The organism is Deltaproteobacteria bacterium, assembly GCA_026129095.1.
Lineage (GTDB): Bacteria > JAGRBM01 > JAGRBM01 > JAGRBM01 > JAHCIT01 > JAHCIT01.
This window is the reverse complement of record JAHCIT010000007.1, coordinates 18,450-38,868: the sequence shown is the minus strand read 5'-3', so window position 1 is coordinate 38,868 and position 20,419 is coordinate 18,450. Positions and strand designations below refer to the sequence as shown.

Genomic DNA, 20,419 nt, shown 5'->3' with positions numbered 1-20,419 from the left:
ATCAGGCACCAAAAAACATTCCTGGAGGAACCGCTCATGCCGATTGATGCAGCCAAAGTGAAAGGCGCCCAGACGAAGCCCGTCGAGTTTTCGTGGGGTCAGGACCAGATCATCCTTTACGCCCTCGGTGTGGGGGTAGGCTACCAGCAGGACCCGGTCGACAAGAAGAAGGTTCTCCAGTACACCTACGAGAACGGCCTCAAGGTGCTGCCGACCTACGGCGTCGTCCCGGCCTTCCCTGCGATGGGCGGCCTCATGGGCATGCCCGGCCTGTCGTTCAACCCGATGATGCTGCTCCACGGCGAGCAGTACACTGAAATCCTCAAGGCCCCGCTTCCCGTCAAGGCCAAGACGACCACGATCGGCACGGTCACCGGCGTCTATGACAAGGGCAAGGGCGCGCTGCTCGTCCTTGACGCGATCACCAAGGACGAGAGCGGGACGGAAATCCTCAAAAACACCTTCTCGGCATTCATCCGCGGCGAAGGCGGTTTTGGCGGCGAGAAGGGCCCGGAGCCCGGCAATGAGGCGCCAAACCGTGCTCCCGATGCCGTGATCGAATACCCGACGATGGGGCACCAGGCGATCCTCTACCGGCTGTCAGGGGACAAGAACCCGCTGCACATCGACCCGATGATGGCGAAGATGGGCAAGTTCGACAAGCCGATCCTCCACGGCCTGTGCACCTTCGGTAACGTGGGCCGAGCCGTGATCGAGGCCTGCGCCGACAACAACCCGGAGAAGTTCAAGTCGATCAAGGTGCGCTTTGCCTCGCCCGTTTACCCCGGCGAGACGATCAAGGTCGAAATGTGGAAGGAATCGCCCACCGAGATCATCTGCCAGGCGAAGATCAAGGAGCGCAAGGGCCCCGACGGCGGCGAGCTTGTCGTCGTCTCGAACGCCCGCGTGCAGCTCTTCGCGTAAGCACCGCTGCTCTTTCAAGGAAAACCCTCCGCGCCGGAAACGGCCCGGAGGGTTTTCTGTCTTATCCCTTCGCCGTCAGTTTCAGTCCGATGATCCCGGTAATGATGAGCAGCAGGCACAGAAGGCGCGCCACTTCACGGGACTCCTGCCAGAGGATCATGCCCGCCACCGCCGTCCCGGCGGCGCCGATGCCGGTCCAGATGGCATAGGCGGTGCCGATCGGGAGCACGCGGATCGCCTGTGCGAGGAAATAGAAACTGGCTGCCATGGCGGTCACAGTGGGAATGGTCACGTTCAGGCGGGTAAAGCCGTCCGAATATTTGAGGCCGACGGCCCACGCTATTTCGAGTATTCCGGCGACAAACAGATAGGTCCAGGCCATGAGTTGTGCTCCTTAGCGGGGAGACATCTTCGTAGATATCCACCGCATCCGCCAGACATGAGATGGCCCGGAGACAGTTTTACAGGTGTGCTTGGTTTTTGATCCGGCAGATCCCCTGTGAGGGGTCCTGCGGTTTTATGGCGGGTCCGGCGCGCCTTGCGGCAGCCGGCCCTGTGCGGGGTTTGATGTGGGACCGGGGGTTTTGGCCCCCGGCTGGGTAGTGGGGATTTCGGGCCATTCACCCCGCACAGGCTTAACTTGTGTTCGCGGCCGGTCCGGACAAGTCCGGGTTGCCGCTATATCAGTCCTCTTGCCGGTCCCGTCAGCCGCCCTGGCGTTCCAGGTATTTGCGGATTTCCTGACGGATCCTGCCGATATCCTCGCTCCGGAACCGCCAGCGGGCCCCTGCCTTGAAGGCCGGGATACGGTGGTCACGGGCCAGTTCGGTCACGAAGTCGGGAGTCACTTCCAGGTCCAGCTTCTCCATCAACTGCTTGGTGTTGAAGATGGCGGAACCGGGGGGTGTGATCGGCTCCGGCACGGAGTCATCGGCCGTTTCGGCCAGTGATGTCTCTGTATCCGGTGACCTCATGTAATGAATCACTAACACGTCGCGTCAACTGCGTCAATAAAGATTCGACGCGGTGAGTAAAGTTTAATAATATCAGTATATTAGAAAGAATTAATAGGTTCGGCCAGCCCTTGGTGGCGGGCGCTTTATAATGCGGTGCGTTGAGGTGGGCCTTGCGTTGCGGAGTGTTTTGAGGCGTGGTGAGCCGTGGTGAAGCGTGTTCAGCCGTGGCGGCTACCACGTCACGCGGTAGGCTACCGTGATCCCGCTTTTCAGCACTTGGGTAGGATCCTTGAGGGCCTTGCGGGCTGTTTCCATCCCCATGCCATCGGCAAGCTGAACCTTGATCCCGGCCTCAGTGCCGGCGGCAAAATTAACGGCTTTCATGACCAGCGGGTCGTCCCCGGAGCGCCCCAGATTCGCCGCATCCCCGATGTTGTGGATATACGACACGCCGCCCCGGCTCACCGCCACCTGCCTGTCAAGGAGCCGTGGGGAAACGATCGGCTGCCCTGACTGGTCGCTGATCTCGGGATAAAGCTCCGGTTTCACCATGATGTCGGAAAGGTCGAGCACGATCCCGGTCTTGGTGCCCGGAAGTGGCTCCGGGCGAACTGGCGTACCGCCGGGTGGGGGCACGTCGGCCCGCGCCGTTGCGGGGCCAACCAGCCGCAGGAGCGCGTGGCGTACGAGATCGCGCAGCAGTGGCCACTCGCCCGGTTCCGTTTTTTCGTCGCGTAGCGGATATCGGCGGGACTTGCGGCCCGAAAGGTGATCGTAAAGGGCTTCGGCCATGTTCCCCCAGATGGGGGCCTTGAGGCGGACGACGGCAGCACCGTCATCAGTGACAGTTTCCTCCAGGACGATCGCGCCCTTCACGACGCCATTGACTGTCACTGTTACCTTGTCGCTCTCGGCCATGAACTCCCTCACCGTGGAGCCGGAGGAGACGCGCACCCCTTGCGTTACTTCGAGAAGGTTCCGCTGTGCATCGTTTTTGGCTGCGCGGATGGCCATGAGCCGCGCTTGTGCCGCATTGGCGGCGGTTTCTGGCGGAAATGCCATGCCGCCCGCGTGAATGAAGCCGCCCGTCCAGTCGATCGAGCCCTGTCCGCTCGGCTCGCTCAGACTTGCCGCGGCGGCGGAAAAAAGCGCTACAGACAGAAAAAAGACGAGGAGGCTCGCAAGGGTACCGGTACGGACACGGGCTTTCGGAGTTCTGTTCACGTCGCTGTTTCTCCCATCCGCGCCGCCAGGACTTCGCAGTGAAGTTCGGAATCGCGGGGTTCCCTGATCGTGGGGCTCTCGCCGCAGACGGCGCAGTTTGGGTTGCGTGGAACCGGGACCTCGCGGAAGCTCGCCCGGAGGGCATCCCAGGTAAGGAGCCTTCCGGCGAGCGGCTGACCCATGCCGAGCAGCAGCTTCACCGCCTCGGTCGCCTGCAGTGCGCCCATCAGGCCAGCCACGACGCCCAAGACTCCGGCCTCCGAGCAGCCGGGCACTTCGCCGGGAGGTGGCGGTGCCTCGAACAGGCAGCGGTAGCACCCCGACCGGTGCGGCAGGACGGTCATGAGCTGGCCGTGAAAGCGCAGGATACCGGCGATGACGAACGGCTTTTCCGCGATGACACAGGCGTCGTTCACGAGAAACTTGGTGGCGAAGTTGTCCGACCCCTCGATGACCACATCGTAGGCATTGATAATCCCGCCGATGTTCGAGGCGTTGAGCCAGAGGTTGTGGGTGTCCACCGTGAGGTCAGGGCGGAGCCGGGTGAGCATCTGCCGGGCCGACTCCACCTTGGGCCGTCCTACCAGCCAGTCCTTATGGAGTATCTGCCGCTGAAGGTTTGAGCGGTCCACCACATCGCTGTCCACGATGCCGAGGCGGCCCACACCGGAAGCGGCGAGCAGCATCGCAGCCGGGCTCCCGAGGCCACCCGCGCCGACCAGCAAAACCGACTTCTCCGCGAGCCGCTTTTCGAGACCGGCCAGCGGCAGGGCCGTTTCAGCGGTATCGTGGAGGGGACGCGGCAACATACCGGAGGGGAGCGTAGCACACCGTCCCGGGCTGGCCGAAAAGAGTGGGTTATTCTCTTCCCCGTGGCACGGGGACGGGACGCGCCCGTTCGCAGGCGAGAGTGATGACGTCAATCGCTTCGTTGGGCTCAAGATCGCTGTAGCCATCGGGTACAGGATCGAGAACGCGATGGACGATACGGCCAACACGGTCCCGCTGTGCCGCTTCTCCCCGTAGTGCCCGGTGAAGATTCTCGATAGTTCCCTCGGGCAGGCGAAACTCACCTGACACGACGATATCCCAGATGCGGCCCTCGCGGATTTCGACGGCTGCTCGGAGCGCTCCGGACCGGGTGAGCGCCGTGACGACGCCGTTCACGCTTGCCGGGGCACTGCGGCCGATCCGCCAGTTGTCGCAGTCGAACTGCTCCCGTTCCATCTGCTGCACTGCTTCGCGCTCGGAACCGGTCCAGGGGCGGGCGTCCGGCGGTCCTTCGAGAATACGTTCCAGTGCGCGGGCGAGGTTCGAGAGAAATGCCGGCCGGTCCAGCGTATCAAGACGGCTCTGGAGTGCGGGCGGCATCGCCGCCGGGTCGCCCCAGAAATCACCGATTGACTCCATCTCGGCACGGCGGTTGGGCGATAGCGATGGGGTCGCCGTTCGCGTGATGATGAATGTCTCTATGAGAAGGCCGCCCGGCAATGTCCCCAGGATGCCGAATGATGCCACTGGATAGCGGATATCGCGGCCACCTTCTTTTGTGACGAACACCGCTTGCCCCCGCTCACCCGCCGTTACTGGCAGACCCGCGCCATTCATGACGCCGATGACCTCGGTAGATACCCGTTCGGCCCATTCACGGGGCGTCCGGCCCCGGCCACCCTTCTTTTTCGGTGGAACGAGGATCGCCATGCCCACTGCCTGCGGGCCAAGACGCAGGAGCTTCCCGCCCGAAAGCCGGCGCCCGATCTCGACGCCGTTCCGCTGGCAGATGGCCAGGTCCACCTCGACATCCGCCGGCTGGTAACGGCCGAGCAGGCACACGGGCGATGCGAAATCGTACAGGCGGACCACCGGCTGCGACCCCTCGTTCATCCGTTCCAGAAGCCAGGCGCTGGCAGCCGATGACCAGCTCGCCGAGGGGCGTTCCTCGACGATATATCTCCACCGGACCGGCTGGATCACTCTCACTTCGGGGCCTCCACCGGTTCTTCCTCAAAACGGTCTCCGCCGGGAGTCACTACCCAGCTTCGGATATCGGCCATCGTGCCCTTCTGGACGCTCATGATGATCCAGCTTAACCCCGGCCAGGGCCCGGCGAAAGCGAGATCGGTCTGGCTGGGGCGGGCGGGGTGGTCCGGGTGGGAGTGGTAGAAACCGATCAATTCGAGGCCGTCCCGGTCGGCGGCCCGCTCGACCTGCATCAGTTCCCTGGGGTCAAGCGTGAACCGGTCGTGGGCGCGCTCGGTATCCAGGTTCTGCATTGGAACGGCGCGTATGATCGTTGCCACTGTTTCATTCCGTTTCCCGACGAGTGCGCCGCAGCACTCATGGGGATAGGCCTGTTCCGCATGCGTGCGCATCTCGCGGACCGGAATGGTGCCGAGGTGGAGCGTCATGGGAAGAGACTAACCGATTGGAGGTCGGGAGGAACAACGAAACCCGTTACCTATCCTTTCGTGATAACGGATAGGAAGGGGTGCTGCTACTCCTCGTCACGCTGGTCCCGGTCCCTGTAGAATTGCCTGATCCGTTTCGATATCTGCTTTTCACGTTGCTTCGCCTTCTGTTTCGCGTCCGGACCGGAACGGGCGGCCTCGCGCCGGAGCTTGTGCCAGCTTTCGAGGCGCCGCCGGTCCAGTGCCCCGCTCTCGATGGCGGCCTTCACGGCGCAGCCGGGCTCGGTATCATGGGTGCAGTCAGTGAAACGGCATCCGGAGGCGAGCCGTTCGATATCCTCGAAGGTTTCCTTCAACCCGCTGGCTGATTCCCACAATGCAAGCTCACGCATGCCGGGTGTATCGATGATGAGCGCACCCGAAGGAAGTTTGTACAGATTGCGTGAGGTGGTGGTGTGACGGCCCTTGTGGTCGCTCTCGCGCACTTCGCGGGTGGCTGCAATGTATGAGCCAGCCAGTCTGTTCATCAGCGTCGATTTGCCGACACCGGACGAACCAATCAGCACGGTAGTGCTGGCGGGTGTGAGATACACTGCCACGTCATCCAGGCCTGAGCCGGTTTTCGCACTGATGAGATGTACCGGCACGTTCCTGGCAGCTTCCTTCGCAGCCTTTTCAAAAGGTGCAGGGTCATCGCACCGATCTGCCTTGCTCAGGAGAATGACCGGCCGGACACCGCCTTCACGGATGACGGCGAGATAGCGCTCCAGACGCGCCGGGCTGAAATCATCATCCATCGAGGTGACGACAAGGGCCGTGTCCACGTTGGCGGCGAGAAGCTGGGGAGCTGAATCCCTGCCGGCTGCTTTCCGGATGAGCATGGTGCGTCGCGGGAAAAGCCAGACAATGTTCGCGCCACCGGGATGAATGTCCATGCCGATCCAGTCGCCGACGGCGGGAAGGGCATCTTGAGTCACGGCAGTTTCGCGGAATTTTCCAGTCAGTGTGGCAAGGTGTGGCTCGCCTTCGCCGGAATCGGCGAACCAGTAGCCTTTTTCGACACCGGTGATCCGGGCGGGCCGGTCGAAGCGGACACCTGCGGGTGGAACCGCGTTTGCGAAAAACGGCCCCCATCCGAGTGGTTCGAGTTGTGATTTTCCGGCAGTCATGGGTCCAGGGGCATTATGGCCGGAATGGCTCATCCTTCCACCACGGGTAAAAGGGCGGCATATCCCTGGACACCTTGAGGGGGAAGTTCGGCGGGCGTTTCTGGAGGAAACTGGTGACGCCTTCGGCGACATCGGCGGTCTGGCCCATATGGAAAATACACTTCGAATCGATCCGGTGCGCTTCCATCGGGTGACTGGCACCCATCATCCGCCACAGGAGCTGGCGGGAAACGGCGATGGAAACGGCACTGGTATTGTCGGCGCACTCCCTGGCCAGCATCCTTGCGGCCGGGATGAGGTCGGGAGCGTCATAAAGGCGCGACACGAGCTTTCCATCGAGCGCTTCCTGTGCAGGGAATACGCGCCCGGTGGCTACCCACTCCATGGCCTGCGCGATGCCCGCGATGCGGGGGAGAAACCATGAACTGCACGCCTCGGGCACTAGGCCGCGGCGGGCAAAGACAAAGCCGAATCTGGCGTCGCGGCTGGCGAGCCGGACGTCCATCGGGAGTGTCATGGTTGCGCCGACGCCCACCGCCGCACCGTTGATGGCGCCGATGACGGGCTTTCTCGATTCGAAAATCCTCAAGGTAACTCGCCCTCCCGAGTCACGATGCGTCTCCAGCGTGTCCCGGCCTGCGGAATTGAAGGAGTTTCCGCCCATCCCGAGATCGGCCCCCGCGCAAAATGCCTTGCCGCTGCCGGTGACGATCACGGCGCGAACGTCATCGTTGGCATCTGCCTCGTCGAAGGCGGCGATCAGTTCATCGGCCATCTCAAGCGTAAAGGCATTCATCCGTTCGGGGCGGTGAAGCGTGATCGTGAAAATGCGTTCCGACAGGTCGGTCTGGATCGTATTGGGCATTGGCAGGGCTCCCTGTACTGGCGGCCGTTGGACGGCCCATGCAGGACTCTCTATAACAGGCGCGGAGCATTTTCACATGGAACTGGAAAAGGCGATCGGGCTGGGTGTGGCCGGGAACTTTGCGGGTCACCTCAAGCAGGCGGGTGAGGCGGCCGATTTTGCACACCTCAGGATAACGGATGAAAACTCCCCCAAAGGGGTTTTCCCCTTTTACCTGCCGGGGGCACCGGGGCACCGGCTGGGGCAGTTCCCTGTGTCGCATGACCGGATCGTGCTTCCTGAAGGGGGCGGAAATGTCCAGATCGAGCCGGAAGTCGCGCTTATCTGTGATCTCGTTTACGAGGGTAAGAAGGTTTCGGCGGTCGTGCCACGCCGGTTTGCCGCCTACAACGACTGTTCGATCCGCCGCCCGGGGGCACGCAAGATCAGCGAGAAGAAGAACTGGGGTATTTCGACCAAGGGCCTGAGCCGCGACTGGATCGACATAGACCGCTTTGCGCGTGGCGGCGTGATGGACAGCTACCGGATCGCTTCGTACCTGTACCGGGACGGTAGGCTGCATACCTATGGCATCGACAGCCCGGTCCTGGGTTACGGCTATTTCTACGAAGGCCTCCAGCGGTGGCTTGTGGAAAAACTGAACAGCCAGCAGGACGAAGGTCCGCTGGAGTGCATCGGCGATCTGCTGGCACTCGCCCAATGGCCCCGGTGGGCGGTGATTTCGGCGGGGGCGACCCGTTACACGGAGTTCGGCGAGACGAACTTCCTTGTGCCGGGAGATGAATCGATCGTCGTGGTTTACGATGGTGTCCGTCAGGATCACCGCGACATAGAGGCGATGCTTACCGGAGGCGGCAGGGCCGGACCATCTGACGGTATCTCGGTGCTCAGGCAGAAAGTCGCGGGCGGATGAGCTGCTAGTTGGCGATCAGGCCCCCGGCAGTGCCGCTCATCTTCCAGGCGCACTTGCCGGCGCTGCAGCCAAAACCGCTCGATGGCTTGCAGTCGCAGATGCCCATGAGGCCGGACTCGGCGCACTCCTTTGCCTGCATTTCGCCATAGAGCTTCTCATAGGTGGCGGTGTCGGCATCCTTCCGGACCACATGATCATAGGTGCATCCGCAGCTCCCGAAGGTCGGGACCGGCTTGCCACACTCGCTGTCCGCTGTGCAGGACTGGAGCCGGGCAAGTTCACTGGCGAGAGCCCGGGACAGTTCCGGGCAGGTTTCAGGGGGTTTTGCCTGGCCGCGATCACAGGCAGTGGCCAGAATGAGCCCGAATAACAATGCGAGGGTGCGGCTTCTCATCACGCTATTCCCAGCCGACTTCGATGGACACGGACTCCCTGGCAGTGCCCACGGTGATTACGCCATCGGTACCGGATTCGGGGCGAACGGCGGTGAATGCCGCCTTGCCCGCCGGTTTGAGTGGGATGTCGGTGCCCCCTGCATCCGTGAGGGAAACGCTCCGGATCTGCACGGCCGGTCCCTGGGGTGTTTCACGGCTGGAAACCCACAGCTTGAGCGTGCCTGGCTCACTAGCAACCTCGACGATGATGTTTGAAAGGTAAAAGATACGTCCGCCGTGAGCGGCGAACCGTTGCACATCCGGATTGATCTCGACCGGAACGGAACTCACGCCTTCGATGGGGCACTGGGCAAAAAACAGCCGTCCCTTGAGTCCGTCGGAGGCTGCGGCCCCCAGTTCCCTGGTTTCGAAGGTGCCCTCCTTGCGCCGGAAATCCGCCACGTCGCCCGATTCCATCATCAGGGAGAACCGGATGCAGTCATCGGGCGGCTTTACCGGCTGGCCCGTCTTGTCGAGAAGATAGAGCCGCTGGATATCCGGTGCGAGGACCAGTTCCAGCATGGCTCCACCCGCATGGAACAGAAACCCGCCGTGGGGAGCCGTCACTGGCGGCGCTTCCACGTCGATGGAGAGCGTTTCCTCGCCTTTCAGATCGGTGGGCTTCTGCGTAGAAATCGTTGGCACGGCATGAGCCTTGGAAGCCGGCTTGGAACCACAGGCGGACAGGATGAGGAGCGCCGTTAGCGCAAAAGGGAAAAGCCGCCATGGGGAGATCGTATGAGCCTGTTGCATCGTCGTTGTGTTCGGATTGTGACTGCCGGAAAGGCCGTTTCAAAATGAAAAACAGTTCACTGGTTCCAGTCGCCTTCGATATCTTCATCGCGGTAGGGGCGCTGTATGGGCGGAGCATCGCGGTCGAGTGGAAGCGACCAGTCAACGAGGGACTTTGCCAGCCGGTCCAGATCTCCGGTTGAGGCGGGCAGTCGCTCGGGGCGGAACAGGCTGGCGAGAGCCTTCACTCCGGCATCGGCGCTCACGCAGGAGTTGTGCCTGCGTTCGATTTCCCGGGTCCGTTCCAGTGCCAGCGTGTTTACCCGTGAGACGAAGTAATCTTTTGCGGAACTGCTCATTTTATGGGTAGCTCCTGCCTTTCAGACTCCAGCCAGTAATCGTTTTGCTTGGTAAAACGGCGTAAAATTCTGGATTGCCGAGACGCGTCAATACAGGTTAACAATAGCACGACAGGCGGGCTGATGCAGCGGTGATGTTACGGTGACCGGCTGGCATGTATGGAGCGGGGAGTTGGCGAACATGATTCAGGGACAGTTGCACCCGGACTTCTGGCGGGTGGGTGAAACCCTTGGCAAGATTCTGAAGCAGTTTCCGGGCGGTGCGGCCGTCTGTGTTTACCATGAAGGCGAGAAAGTTGCCGACATCTGGGGCGGAACGATGGACGTGCAGGGAACGCCCTGGCGGGAGGACACGATGTCCGTGTCGTTCTCCACGACGAAGGGGATTGCCTCGACGGCGCTCCACGTCTGCGCCGACCGGGGGCTCATCGACTACGATGCTCCCATAGCGAAATACTGGCCCGAGTTCGCCCAGAACGGAAAGCATGAAATCACCGTCCGCCACGCGCTGACCCATCAGGCAGGGCTGTTCGGCATCCGTCGTTTGATTGAGCATGCGGACCACATGCTCGATTGGGACCACATGGTCGATAAGCTGGCGACCGCCGGTACCCAGATCAAGCCGGGTGCGGGGAGCGCCTATCACGCACTCACTTACGGGTGGATCATCGGCGAACTGGTGCGCCGGGTATCGGGGAAGACGATCGGCGAATTTCTCCAGTCAGAGGTGGCCGGACCCCTGAAGCTCGACGGCCTTTATATCGGAGTCCCCGAGAAAGAACTGCCGCGGGTTGCCCGGCTGGTGGATACGATGGGCACCATGAAGAAGGTGGTGCCCGACACCCGGCCCGGCGTGAAGCGCGATGGCGGCCCACCGATCCAGCACCGGCTGATCGAAAGCGTGCCGGTGTTCAGGCGGATACTTCATGCGCTGGCTGCCCGGGGGGTTGCCCACTACGACTTTTCCGCACCCGAGATCGTCCGCGCCCAGATCCCGGCGGCGAACGGCGTGTTCACCGCCCGGTCGCTGGCCCGTCTTTATGCGGCGATGGCCAATGGGGGACATCTGGAAGGCGGCCGGATCCTGTCGGACCAGACAATCGGCAAGATCAGCCGTATCCAGCTTCGCGGCAGGGACCGGGTGATCCCGCTCGACATGCAGTGGCGGCTCGGATACCACGCGGCTTTCACGACGAAGGGCACCCTGAGCGACGGTTTTGGCCACTTTGGTTTCGGGGGGTCGGGCGGATTCATGTGCCCGCGGCGCCGGCTGTCGGTCGGCATGGTCGTAAACGGCGGCGTGGGGTCGAACCTGCTGGGCGACCTGCGGATCGGCCGGATTGGCGGCGCGGCAGTAGAGAGCGTGAAGGCACGCGGCCAGTCCGTGCGCGAGAATCAGGACCGGCTGGGCGCCTTGAGGCAGTCCGCCTGAAATCCACCGGGCAATGGGAATGAGGAGACAATCATGATTCACGGACACCTGCATCCGGACTTCTGGCGCGTCGGACAGACGCTTGAGAAGATGCTGAAGGATTTTCCGGGCGGCGCGGCTGTCTGTGTCTATCACGGCAAGGAAAAGGTCGTGGACATCTGGGGTGGCGTCATGGACGACAAGGGGACTCCCTGGCACGCCGATACGATGGCGGTCTCGTTCTCGACGACCAAGGGAGTCGCCTCGACCGCGCTGCACATCTGTGCGGACCGGGGGCTGATCGACTACGACACGCCGGTTTCAAGGTACTGGCCGGAGTTCTCGCAGAAAGGGAAGCAGGACATTACGGTCCGTCATGTGCTTACACACCAGGCCGGCCTGTTCGGCATCCGGCGGCTTATCGACCGGGCCGAAAACATGCTCGACTGGGAGCATATGGTCGAGAAACTCGCTGCCGCCGAAACCCAGATGAAGCCGGGGCGGGGCAGCGCCTACCATGCGCTCACCTATGGATGGCTGGTAGGGGAACTGGTCAGGCGCGTTTCGGGCAAGACGATGCCGGAGTTCCTGAAATCCGAGATCGCCGATCCGCTCAAGCTCGATGGACTCTATATCGGCGTGCCGGAAGAAGAGTTGCTGCGAGTGTCCCGGCTCGTGTCGGCCATGAAATCCGCCACGCCGAAGCCCAAGGGGAAGCGCGGAAAGAAAAAAGGCCCCGATCTGCGGCGCCAGATACTGGGCCGGATACCACAGGTCGTCCGGATGGCGCAGGCGCTGGCTCCAAGGGGCGTCGGCAAGTTCGACTTCTCTTCGCCCGAGGCGGTAAAGGCGTCGATCCCCGGCGCGAACGGCGTGTTCACCGCCCGGTCGCTGGCAAAACTGTACGCCACGCTCGCCAACGGCGGGGAGTTCGATGGTGTGCGCCTGCTCTCGGAGGACACCATCAGCAAGATTTCGCAGATTCAGGTTCGCGGGACCGACAAGGTGGTGCCGCTCGACATGCAGTGGCGGCTTGGATACCACATGGCCGGAACGACCAAGGGGATTCCTCGCGGGGCGTTCGGGCATTATGGATTTGGCGGATCGGGCGCGTTTGCCCATCCGAAACGGAAACTCGCCGCCGCGCTGATCCTGAATGGCGGCGTCGGGACGAACCTGCTGGCCGACCTCCGGATGCCGCAGATGGGGGGCGCTGTGCTGGAAAGTGCCCTCAAGCGGGAAGGCCAGCAATAGCCGTCAGGCGTTCTTGTGCGGCAGCATGCGGAGGCCGAGCAGCAGGGCCAGAGCCGCTGCATAGACAAGCGGCCCGCGGATATCCGCCTTCACCAGCCACCAGTAGTGCACGACCCCGAGCAGCGCGGCCGGGTAGGTGAGCCGGTGCAGCCGGGACCACTGTTTCCCCAGGCGTTGCATCCACTTGGCGGTTGAGGTGACGGCGAGCGGTACCAACAGCACAAGAGCTGCCGTGCCTGCGGTAACAAATGGACGCTTCACGATATCCTTCACTATCCGGTCCATGTCGAAGAAGTGATCAAGCACCACGTAGGTGGAAAAGTGCAGGGCAGCGTATGCGAAGGCCCACAGCCCGATAGACTTCCTGAGTCGCATCAGCCACGGCAAGTCGAGGAACCGGCGTGCTGGTGTCACGGCCAGCGACAGGAGGAGCCAAATGAGCGCGCACTGTCCGGTCCGGTGGGTGATGGTTTCAATGGGGTTCGCGCCGAGCGAACCGGCAAATGCGCCGGCGGCGGTCCATATGAGTGGGGCAAGCGAGCCAGCATGAATAAACCAGCGGAGCCGGTTCTGGAACGCGGGAGAAGGGGCGGACACGTTCAGTAGTATTTCCGCAGGTCCATGCCGCGGTAAAGGTTCGCCACCTGTTCGGCATAGCCATTGAACGGTTGCGTCTTGCGTCGGAGAAATTCGCCGATCCGGCGCTCTGTTCCCTGGCTCCAGCGCGGGTGGTCCACATCGGGGTTCACGTTGGAATAGAAGCCATATTCGCCGGGGGTCATGGCCGACCAGCTGGTATAGGGCTGCCTTTCGGTGAAGCTGATACGGACGATGGACTTGATGCTCTTGAACCCGTATTTCCACGGAACGACGAGACGGATGGGCGCGCCATTCTGGTTCGGCAGGGTTTTCCCGTAAAGTCCGACGGCCAGGATCGTCAGCGGGTGCATGGCCTCGTCCATGCGAAGGCCCTCGCGGTAGGGCCATTCGAGGATACTGCGTTTCTGGCCCGGCATCTCCTCGGGCGCGAGTTTGGTTTCGAACGAAACGAATTTGGCGTTTGAAGTGGGTTCGAGCTGCTTGATGAGATTGCCCAGAGGGAAACCAATCCACGGGATAACCATGGACCAGGCTTCGACGCACCGGAACCGGTAGATGCGTTCCTCAAGGTCGTGGGGTTTCAGGATATCTTCCAGCGTATAGGTTCCGGGCTTGTGCACCTCCCCGTCAATCCGGACCGACCACGGAGTGATTTTCAGCCGGTGGGCATTTTCGGCCGGATCGCCTTTTCCAGTGCCGAACTCGTAGAAGTTGTTGTAGGTGGTGATGTCCTTGTAGGAGGTAGGCGATTCGCTTGTGCTGAACGGACCTCCCTTTTTCACGCTGGCCAGCGGCGTCACTCCTCTGGCGATTGCCGGAAGCCCCGCTGCCAGGGCCGCCACCGCAAGCCCCATTTCCTTCAGCAGATCGCGTCTCCGGCGGTAGACCGGTTCCGGGGTGATTTCATTGGAACAGATACCAAAGCGGCTGTTTCTCATCGTGATGTTTCCTTAATACCGGGAGAGCCTGGCCTTAAACTGCGGACATCTTCACAGGTATTGTCTATAAGAATGGACGTCCATGACAGGGCCCGTTGCCTCTTGTTTGGGTAAGGGTCAATTCACCCGGCATTCTTGGAGGATAACCGATGGATTTCCTGAAAGACCTGCTTCCCGGCACCCAGCACGACTACCTCGCGGTGACCGTCCCGGTATGGGTGGTTCTGTTCAGCGTTCTGGAGTTCGCCCGCAAGATGGTGGGCAGCCGCCTGAAGGGGCTGGCCCAGAACACCGACACCGAGTGGGACGATCTTGTCGCCGACCTCGTGCTGGACACCCGGCACTGGTTCCTGCTGGTCTTTTCCGCCTTCGTGGCAATCCGGACGACAGCAGTTCCGGACCGTGTGGGGCAGATCGTCACGACGGCGGCCACGCTGCTCATGTTCCTGCAGGTCGGATTGTGGGGCAGCATGGTGATCCGGCACTGGGTGGTCGCCAAGTCCCGGCGGCCGCTGGCAGGCGGGACGAGCGCCACGGGATTCCGCGTGCTTGGCGTTATCGGCCGGATCGTTCTGTGGTCGATCGTCCTGTTGCTGACGCTCGACAACCTCGGCATCAATATCACGGCGCTGGTGGCGGGTCTTGGTGTGGGCGGTGTCGCCGTCGCACTCGCCCTTCAGAACATCCTGGGTGACATCTTCTGCTCGATCACGATCCTGCTCGACAAGCCGTTCGAGGTGGGCGATTTCATCGTCGTGGGCGATGTTGCTGGTGAGGTCATGCAGGTCGGTATCAAGACGACCCGCATCAAAAGCCTGCAGGGCCAGGAAGTGGTGATGTCGAACGCCGATCTTGTGGGGAGCCGTATCAACAACTACCGGCGGATGCAGGAGCGGCGCGCCGTGTTTGGCGTCCGCGTGGTCTACTCGACCCCGGCAGACAAGCTCGCGGAGATCCCGAAGGTGATCCAGCAGATCGTCGAGTCGATCCCCCGGACGCGGTTCGACCGGGCCCACTTCAAGGCGTTCGGAAACTTCTCGCTCGACTTCGAGGCCGTCTACTACGTGCTCGACCGGGACATGAAGATCTATCTCGACATCCAGGAGCAGATCAATCTCGCGCTCTACCGCAAGTTCGGCGAGATGGGGATCGACTTCGCCTTCCCGACCCAGACCCTTTTTGTACACAGGGAACCTGTGGCGGCATCCTGACGCGGGGCTGGAGGCAGGCCGTTTCAAACCGGCACACGGTTTTTTCCGGGCGGTTCCCCTGTTCGTGACACGGATGATGACTAGACTTCCGGCATGGCTCTGAAAGTACTGGTGGTGGATGATGACAGTTCGGCCCGGCGGTTCGCGGAGATGGCGGTCAAGCGTGCCGTTCCGGACGCCGAAGTGCATACGGCCATCGACGGAGTAGATGCGCGGACAAAGGCGGCCGAGTGGCGCCCCGATGCAGTTGTGCTCGATCACATGATGCCCAAGCTGGACGGATGGCGTTATCTTGAGGAAATCCGCAAGAGCGACTGGGGCAAGCGGACGCCAGTGCTGTTCTACAGCGCACTTGATCTCAAGCGGGATATCTCGCGGATCCCCTGTGCGGTGTTCCTCCAGAAGCCATCCACGCTCGATGGCTTTGTCGTCGCTTTCAAACACGTCCTGGCGATGAAATAGCGGTCAGGCCGCCGGTTGCTTCGGCATGGTGACGAGCCGGACACAGACGGACGGCTTGCCGGGATCGTGGGACGCGAGATCGCGGGCGGCTTTCAGCGGGAAAAACGCGAGCGTCACGGCCGAGACGCCCGGTTCTTTTGCCGGTGTCCGCCAGACCTGCGCCACGCGGATATGGGCATTCCCGGTAAACATGGGCCGCTTGTAGAGAACTGAGGCCCGGCTGAAGAACCATTTTTCCGGCGGCTCGCCTTCCAGGGCCAGCGCGTCTGTGGCGAGGTCTTCGGCGGCACGGATGTAATCCATCGCATGCACATGCTCGTTCGGATCGGTGCGGTTGTAGGCCCAGAACTTCGCCCGGAGATCCCGGTATTCGCTGCCTTTCAACGAGAACGGCTCCGGTGGGCGGAGAATCTCCTCGGCCGTATGGAACGGCAGGATGCGATCGGGAAGATTCCTGGTGAATCCAAGGTCTGGAGGCAGTTCCCTTACCCGCCGCTGGTCGGGAGGGGCGGTAATGCGCGTCAGCACATGGTCGAGCCGCATGCGGCCGGCGGTGACGGGATTCCGGATATCTGGGCGCGGATCGAACCGTCCGGTGGCGCCCGCGCAGGTGAGCACCATCTCGCCCCGGCTGATGATGCGCGGGTCGTCGCCCGCCGAGCGGCCGAGAGTCATCGTGACATCCACCGTGGCCGGCGCCGAGCGCGGCATGGCGGCCCGCCGGTCGCTCGCCTCCAGCTCCATGAAATAGATAATCCCCGCCATGCCGGTCCGGGCACGGTAGTCGGCGCTGAACAGGGACTTCTGGAACAGCGGCCAGTGCACGGGCGCACAGATACGGAGCAGCGAGTCCAGCTTGACCGCGCCGTGCTCGGTCAGGTCTTCGAAAAGATAGTGGGCCTCGCCGCTGGTGGTTGAAATGGCATCGGGATCGCGCGGTGCGTTCATGGCGCGCCGATCCTAGCCGGTGAGGAAGCGAAGGGGGAAGCGCCTCTTCCCCCGTTACCTGCCCACCGGCTATACCACCGGTCCCATGACGCTACCCGAAATCCCGGCAGAGTCCGGCTCCAGTCCCGCGCATGTCGCCACGCGGGGTGGCGAGCGGCCCAACATTGTCCGCCGGATGTACGACTGGACGCTCGCCCAGTCGCGAACGAAATACGCGGTGCCGGTTCTGGCTGCGACCGCGTTCACCGAGTCGAGTTTTTTCCTCGTGCCGCCGGATCTGCTCATTCTGGCGATGGGCACGGCGCAGCCGAAGCGGTCTTTCTACTATGCGGGGGTGAGCACGGTGATGAGCGCGCTCGGCGGCGTGTTTGGCTACTTCCTTGGTTACTGGTTCTGGGACGCCCTGAGCGGCTACTTCTTCCGTATACCGGGGTTCACGCCGGAGCTGTTCGAGCGGGTGAGCGGAATGTACAACGAAAACGGGGCGGTGATCGTGTTGCTCGCCGGGTTCACGCCGATCCCGTACAAGGTATTCACGATCGCTTCCGGCGTGGTCCAGATGAACCTGCCGGTGTTTTTCCTCGCCTCACTGGCCTCCCGCGGGGCGCGGTATTTCATCTTGGGCGGGATCACCTACTGGTTCGGCGAAAAGGTCCAGACGATCATGGACCGCCACTTCAACCGGATCGTCTGGGGCGGCGGCGCGGCGATGGTCGCACTCTATTTCCTCTACAAGATGCTGAAGGGCTAGGTCGCTGCGTCCGGCGTCTTCTTCCAGGTCCAGAAAAGAACCCTTCAATTGTCCAGACGCCTAATTGTTTACGAGTCCACGCTGCGGCGGGCATCGTCAATGCTGTTTTCGATTGCTTCGCCAGCTATTTCGAAATGTTCAAGAGCTGCACGGCCAAGCTCAAACGCCAGCTCAAGCTCTCCGATAACGGCTTCCTTGGCCCCCTTTTCCTGAAGATAACGGCGGTCCTCGTAGCTATGGGATCGCGCAAGCACGACGATGGCCTCACTCGTCACGCGTGCGTGCTCAAGGGCCCGGCGGGCAGCCATTCTCTCCGGCATACAGAGAACAAGGAGTCTGGCCGAACGGAGATATGCGTGATCAAGCACCGCAGGTAGTCCAGCATCCCCTAACAACACATTGGTACCCCGTGCTCGTAAGGACTCGACAATCCTCAAGTCCTCTTCGATGACCACGAATGGCTTCTTGTGCCTCTCGAGAAGCGAGCAGACAATGCTGCCAACACGGCCGTACCCGCAAACGATCGCGTGATTTACATAAGGAGCCAAGGGTGGAACAGGCTGATCGTCCGCGCTCGCCGGCCGTCTGGCCAGGATGTGTCTCAACAGTGCTGGCGCCGCACTATTGACGAGCGGTGACAGCAGGATGGTGATCACGGTTGCACTCAGGAGTAGGTTGAAGATGGGTGTGGTAAGTGCGCCTTCTTCCAGCCCGATGCGCGCAAGCAGAAAAGAAAATTCTGCCGACTGCGCGAGACTGGCACCGACTAGTACCGACAGCCGCAGGGAACATCCCATCCACCGTGCAATCAGAACGGTTACACCACCCTTGACGACGACGATCATTATGACGGTAAGAAGAACAAGAGCCAGCGAATCGATCAGGAAATGGGGATCAAGCAGCATCCCGATCGAAACGAAAAAGATTCCGGAAAAAACATCCCGAATTGGTGTCGCGTCACCCAGGATACGATGGGCGAGATCTGATTCACCGACAACCACACCCGTAAGAAATGCTCCGAGGGCGAGTGAGACTCCGAGAAGTGCGGCTCCACCCGCCATCGCGAGTGCCAGCGTAATGACGGCGAGTGCAAAGAATTCGCGGCTACGGGATGCAGACGCACGGCGCAATATCCATGGCAGTACCCAGAAGGACAGTGGCACAACGACAAAAAAGAAAACGGCTGTCTTGCCAAGCAGAAACCCCATTTTCTGGGCACTGGGAGACGCGAAGGCAAGGACCGCCACGAGGAGAACGCTGGAGATGTCCTGTACGGACGACCATGCCAGCCCGAGACGGGCATGGCGACTTTCGATTTCACCCCTATCGGAAAGAATCTTTCCGAGCACGGTACTGGAAGAATTCGATATGACTGCACCAAAGGCATACGCCTGGATATCGCTCCAGCCCAGAGCCAGCCCCACCAGATACCCAAGTCCGATCATGGTGATGACCTGAGCAAGACCGCCAATGACGGCAATCCTGCTGGCCTGGACTAGCTCACGCAGGGAGAGCTGCACGCCAATGACGAACATCAGGAAGACAATGCCAATCTCGGCAAGTTCGGCGATCGCTTCGGTCTTCATAATAAAGCCCGGAGTGAAAGGGCCGATTGCGATCCCTGCTACAATGTAGCCGAGGATGAGCGGCTGGCGAAGGCGCAATGCCAGTGCCGCACCAAGAAGCGCTGCGCCGAGGGCAGTGACAAGATGAACGATAAGTCCGCCGTACTCCATCAGGCTGACTCGGAACCAGGTGGTACGACCAGCACATCGCAACCTGCTTCCCGCAGAAGGTTGCCGGCGATGGAACCGATGAATAGATGTGCGAGACCTGAATAGCCGTGCGTACCCAGTACGAGGATATCCGTGTTGCAGTGCTTGATAGCCTTCGTGACTACGGTCCTTGGAGAACCATACTGGACATGGAACCGCCACGGTACATCTTTCGCCGGAATCCCTTTCTTGGTAATGGCGGTAGCTAATGTGCTTTCAAGTTTGCGCAGGGCACTCTGTCGCAGCTGGATACGGCGTGCAGTGACTGCTTCGTCGGGAAGGCGGGAGTACGCCAGGCTTTCGTACGGAGAATTAAGGGCATGAATGACTTCGACCGGTGGGCGTGGCGGTGGCAGGATTCGCAGTAGCCACGTAAAAATACCGGGTAAAGTCTCGTCGAGATCGACTGCAATTGCTGGTCTCCGGTAAGCCGTACGGGGGGCCAACCGTACCGTCAGCACCGGGAGTTTTCCTGTTCTGATAACCCGTTCCGCCGTCGATCCTAAGAACGTGTCTCTAAGGACACGTCCGCTACTGCGCCCCATGACAATCAGGTCGGCTGCCTGCCGCTTCGCGATCTGCGTGATTTCGTATGCTGCATTGCCGGTTTTTATGACTGACCGGATTCGAATGGACTTCGGTAGTAACTCGGCGATGTGTCGTACCTCATCCGATAGGGCTTTCCTTGCGTCAAGTTCGGCATTGTGCTGTTCACCCGGATGCAAGCCCACCGGAACGACATGTGCCAGCGTAATGGTCGCATCCTCTGCGAGAGGTAGCCGCGTAAGCCTACCAATAATTCGATCAGATGCGGCCGTGAAATCGATTGCAATGAGTAGCGACCGGAGGCCAGCTCGGGGATCTGGTTTTTGATGGGTTATCCGCTCATTTCTATCCTCACTCATACCTCTGCCTCCAGTGGGATTATCGTCAAACCAATGTCCTCTTCACGTCGTGGAGTGAATAACACAAGATGTGATATAGCGCAGCGAGTATCCAGAGACGAAGTAACCCTGAAACGTCGGCGAATTTTCATCTCTCGCTGGTAGTATCCGGTTTCTGGATATTGTGGCGCATGCAGCTGG

General features: G+C 61.3%; 23 protein-coding genes. 7 read left to right on the top strand and 16 right to left on the bottom strand.

Translation table 11 applies throughout. The features are described from left to right. The first annotated feature begins 36 nt into the window (after window positions 1–36). Complete coding sequence (locus KIT79_10995; protein ID MCW5829826.1) at window positions 37–924, top strand: MaoC family dehydratase N-terminal domain-containing protein; 888 nt, start codon at window positions 37–39, stop codon at window positions 922–924. 61 nt (window positions 925–985) lie between these two features. On the opposite strand, the gene sugE is transcribed toward KIT79_10995, so the two are convergent. From sugE to KIT79_10955, 8 genes are all read right to left on the bottom strand, one after another. Then, window positions 986–1,306, bottom strand: a complete 321-nt coding sequence (gene sugE / locus KIT79_10990; GenBank protein MCW5829825.1) for a quaternary ammonium compound efflux SMR transporter SugE — start codon at window positions 1,304–1,306, stop codon at window positions 986–988. Window positions 1,307–1,628: 322 nt separating this feature from the next. Then, the gene (locus KIT79_10985) at window positions 1,629–1,898 is read right to left on the bottom strand and encodes a helix-turn-helix domain-containing protein (GenBank protein ID MCW5829824.1); all 270 of its coding nucleotides are present in this window, start codon (window positions 1,896–1,898) and stop codon (window positions 1,629–1,631) included. Between the two features lie 213 nt (window positions 1,899–2,111). Continuing rightward, window positions 2,112–3,104, bottom strand: a complete 993-nt coding sequence (locus tag KIT79_10980; GenBank protein MCW5829823.1) for a hypothetical protein — start codon at window positions 3,102–3,104, stop codon at window positions 2,112–2,114. Further along, entirely contained in the window at window positions 3,101–3,913 is an 813-nt protein-coding gene (locus KIT79_10975; GenBank protein ID MCW5829822.1) for a ThiF family adenylyltransferase, read from the bottom strand. Before KIT79_10975 ends, KIT79_10980 begins: the two co-directional genes overlap by 4 nt. 49 nt (window positions 3,914–3,962) lie before the next feature. After that, the gene (locus KIT79_10970) at window positions 3,963–5,084 is read right to left on the bottom strand and encodes a hypothetical protein (protein ID MCW5829821.1); all 1,122 of its coding nucleotides are present in this window, start codon (window positions 5,082–5,084) and stop codon (window positions 3,963–3,965) included. Then, on the bottom strand, window positions 5,081–5,512 hold the full coding sequence (locus KIT79_10965; protein ID MCW5829820.1) for a M67 family metallopeptidase: 432 nt from the start codon (window positions 5,510–5,512) through the stop codon (window positions 5,081–5,083). Before KIT79_10965 ends, KIT79_10970 begins: the two co-directional genes overlap by 4 nt. A gap of 86 nt (window positions 5,513–5,598) precedes the next feature. Beyond that, window positions 5,599–6,681: a ribosome small subunit-dependent GTPase A gene (gene rsgA / locus KIT79_10960; protein MCW5829819.1), complete on the bottom strand. Its 1,083-nt coding sequence runs from the start codon at window positions 6,679–6,681 to the stop codon at window positions 5,599–5,601. A gap of 13 nt (window positions 6,682–6,694) precedes the next feature. After that, a complete protein-coding gene (locus KIT79_10955) occupies window positions 6,695–7,546 on the bottom strand; it encodes a crotonase/enoyl-CoA hydratase family protein (protein MCW5829818.1) in 852 nt (283 codons plus the stop codon). Window positions 7,547–7,622: 76 nt separating this feature from the next. Between KIT79_10955 and KIT79_10950 the strand changes: the two genes are divergently transcribed. Next, window positions 7,623–8,459, top strand: coding sequence for a hypothetical protein (locus tag KIT79_10950; GenBank protein ID MCW5829817.1), 837 nt, complete (start codon window positions 7,623–7,625; stop codon window positions 8,457–8,459). Window positions 8,460–8,463: 4 nt separating this feature from the next. Here KIT79_10950 and KIT79_10945 read toward each other — a convergent pair whose 3' ends face one another. From KIT79_10945 to KIT79_10935, 3 genes are all read right to left on the bottom strand, one after another. Next, window positions 8,464–8,853, bottom strand: coding sequence for a hypothetical protein (locus tag KIT79_10945; GenBank protein ID MCW5829816.1), 390 nt, complete (start codon window positions 8,851–8,853; stop codon window positions 8,464–8,466). Window positions 8,854–8,857: 4 nt separating this feature from the next. Continuing rightward, the gene (locus KIT79_10940; protein MCW5829815.1) at window positions 8,858–9,538 is read right to left on the bottom strand and encodes a hypothetical protein; all 681 of its coding nucleotides are present in this window, start codon (window positions 9,536–9,538) and stop codon (window positions 8,858–8,860) included. 164 nt (window positions 9,539–9,702) lie between these two features. Beyond that, on the bottom strand, window positions 9,703–9,984 hold the full coding sequence (locus KIT79_10935) for a hypothetical protein (protein MCW5829814.1): 282 nt from the start codon (window positions 9,982–9,984) through the stop codon (window positions 9,703–9,705). Window positions 9,985–10,165: 181 nt separating this feature from the next. On the opposite strand from KIT79_10935, the gene KIT79_10930 reads away from it, so the two are divergent. Together KIT79_10930 and KIT79_10925 are read left to right on the top strand one after the other, a co-directional pair. Then, window positions 10,166–11,416 carry a beta-lactamase family protein gene (locus KIT79_10930; protein ID MCW5829813.1) on the top strand — a complete coding sequence of 417 codons (1,251 nt, stop codon included), beginning with the start codon at window positions 10,166–10,168 and terminating at the stop codon, window positions 11,414–11,416. Window positions 11,417–11,449: 33 nt separating this feature from the next. After that, window positions 11,450–12,649 carry a beta-lactamase family protein gene (locus KIT79_10925; GenBank protein ID MCW5829812.1) on the top strand — a complete coding sequence of 400 codons (1,200 nt, stop codon included), beginning with the start codon at window positions 11,450–11,452 and terminating at the stop codon, window positions 12,647–12,649. Between the two features lie 3 nt (window positions 12,650–12,652). Here the strand turns inward: KIT79_10925 and KIT79_10920 are convergent, their stop codons facing one another. Both KIT79_10920 and msrP read right to left on the bottom strand, forming a co-directional pair. Further along, window positions 12,653–13,258, bottom strand: coding sequence for a sulfoxide reductase heme-binding subunit YedZ (locus KIT79_10920; GenBank protein ID MCW5829811.1), 606 nt, complete (start codon window positions 13,256–13,258; stop codon window positions 12,653–12,655). Beyond that, window positions 13,249–14,187, bottom strand: coding sequence for a protein-methionine-sulfoxide reductase catalytic subunit MsrP (gene msrP / locus KIT79_10915; GenBank protein MCW5829810.1), 939 nt, complete (start codon window positions 14,185–14,187; stop codon window positions 13,249–13,251). Before msrP ends, KIT79_10920 begins: the two co-directional genes overlap by 10 nt. Window positions 14,188–14,336: 149 nt before the next feature. Here msrP and KIT79_10910 point away from each other — a divergent pair, with 149 nt between their 5' ends. Next, the gene (locus KIT79_10910) at window positions 14,337–15,398 is read left to right on the top strand and encodes a mechanosensitive ion channel family protein (GenBank protein ID MCW5829809.1); all 1,062 of its coding nucleotides are present in this window, start codon (window positions 14,337–14,339) and stop codon (window positions 15,396–15,398) included. A 93-nt stretch (window positions 15,399–15,491) separates the two neighbouring features. Further along, window positions 15,492–15,860 (top strand): response regulator, encoded by a 369-nt coding sequence (locus KIT79_10905; protein ID MCW5829808.1) that lies wholly within the window; start codon window positions 15,492–15,494, stop codon window positions 15,858–15,860. A 3-nt stretch (window positions 15,861–15,863) separates the two neighbouring features. On the opposite strand, the gene KIT79_10900 is transcribed toward KIT79_10905, so the two are convergent. Next, a complete protein-coding gene (locus tag KIT79_10900) occupies window positions 15,864–16,808 on the bottom strand; it encodes a hypothetical protein (protein MCW5829807.1) in 945 nt (314 codons plus the stop codon). An 85-nt stretch (window positions 16,809–16,893) separates the two neighbouring features. Between KIT79_10900 and KIT79_10895 the strand changes: the two genes are divergently transcribed. Next, window positions 16,894–17,559, top strand: coding sequence for a DedA family protein (locus tag KIT79_10895; GenBank protein ID MCW5829806.1), 666 nt, complete (start codon window positions 16,894–16,896; stop codon window positions 17,557–17,559). Window positions 17,560–17,627: 68 nt separating this feature from the next. Here KIT79_10895 and KIT79_10890 read toward each other — a convergent pair whose 3' ends face one another. Both KIT79_10890 and KIT79_10885 read right to left on the bottom strand, forming a co-directional pair. Continuing rightward, the gene (locus KIT79_10890; GenBank protein MCW5829805.1) at window positions 17,628–19,295 is read right to left on the bottom strand and encodes a cation:proton antiporter; all 1,668 of its coding nucleotides are present in this window, start codon (window positions 19,293–19,295) and stop codon (window positions 17,628–17,630) included. Next, window positions 19,295–20,239, bottom strand: coding sequence for a universal stress protein (locus tag KIT79_10885; protein MCW5829804.1), 945 nt, complete (start codon window positions 20,237–20,239; stop codon window positions 19,295–19,297). The genes KIT79_10890 and KIT79_10885 overlap by 1 nt, the downstream gene beginning before the upstream one ends. Between the last annotated feature and the right edge of the window lie 180 nt (window positions 20,240–20,419).

Excerpts from the sequence above, each read along its gene's own strand:
- KIT79_10995 (MCW5829826.1), top strand. The coding sequence starts at position 37 with ATGCCGATTGATGCAGCCAAAGTGAAAGGCGCCCAGACGAAGCCCGTC.
- sugE (MCW5829825.1), bottom strand. The coding sequence starts at position 1,306 with ATGGCCTGGACCTATCTGTTTGTCGCCGGAATACTCGAAATAGCGTGG.
- KIT79_10985 (MCW5829824.1), bottom strand. The coding sequence starts at position 1,898 with ATGAGGTCACCGGATACAGAGACATCACTGGCCGAAACGGCCGATGAC.
- KIT79_10975 (MCW5829822.1), bottom strand. The coding sequence starts at position 3,913 with ATGTTGCCGCGTCCCCTCCACGATACCGCTGAAACGGCCCTGCCGCTG.
- KIT79_10965 (MCW5829820.1), bottom strand. The coding sequence starts at position 5,512 with ATGACGCTCCACCTCGGCACCATTCCGGTCCGCGAGATGCGCACGCAT.
- rsgA (MCW5829819.1), bottom strand. The coding sequence starts at position 6,681 with ATGACTGCCGGAAAATCACAACTCGAACCACTCGGATGGGGGCCGTTT.
- KIT79_10955 (MCW5829818.1), bottom strand. The coding sequence starts at position 7,546 with ATGCCCAATACGATCCAGACCGACCTGTCGGAACGCATTTTCACGATC.
- KIT79_10950 (MCW5829817.1), top strand. The coding sequence starts at position 7,623 with ATGGAACTGGAAAAGGCGATCGGGCTGGGTGTGGCCGGGAACTTTGCG.
- KIT79_10945 (MCW5829816.1), bottom strand. The coding sequence starts at position 8,853 with ATGAGAAGCCGCACCCTCGCATTGTTATTCGGGCTCATTCTGGCCACT.
- KIT79_10935 (MCW5829814.1), bottom strand. The coding sequence starts at position 9,984 with ATGAGCAGTTCCGCAAAAGATTACTTCGTCTCACGGGTAAACACGCTG.
- KIT79_10930 (MCW5829813.1), top strand. The coding sequence starts at position 10,166 with ATGATTCAGGGACAGTTGCACCCGGACTTCTGGCGGGTGGGTGAAACC.
- KIT79_10925 (MCW5829812.1), top strand. The coding sequence starts at position 11,450 with ATGATTCACGGACACCTGCATCCGGACTTCTGGCGCGTCGGACAGACG.
- msrP (MCW5829810.1), bottom strand. The coding sequence starts at position 14,187 with ATGAGAAACAGCCGCTTTGGTATCTGTTCCAATGAAATCACCCCGGAA.
- KIT79_10910 (MCW5829809.1), top strand. The coding sequence starts at position 14,337 with ATGGATTTCCTGAAAGACCTGCTTCCCGGCACCCAGCACGACTACCTC.
- KIT79_10905 (MCW5829808.1), top strand. The coding sequence starts at position 15,492 with ATGGCTCTGAAAGTACTGGTGGTGGATGATGACAGTTCGGCCCGGCGG.
- KIT79_10900 (MCW5829807.1), bottom strand. The coding sequence starts at position 16,808 with ATGAACGCACCGCGCGATCCCGATGCCATTTCAACCACCAGCGGCGAG.
- KIT79_10895 (MCW5829806.1), top strand. The coding sequence starts at position 16,894 with ATGACGCTACCCGAAATCCCGGCAGAGTCCGGCTCCAGTCCCGCGCAT.
- KIT79_10890 (MCW5829805.1), bottom strand. The coding sequence starts at position 19,295 with ATGGAGTACGGCGGACTTATCGTTCATCTTGTCACTGCCCTCGGCGCA.
- KIT79_10885 (MCW5829804.1), bottom strand. The coding sequence starts at position 20,239 with ATGAGTGAGGATAGAAATGAGCGGATAACCCATCAAAAACCAGATCCC.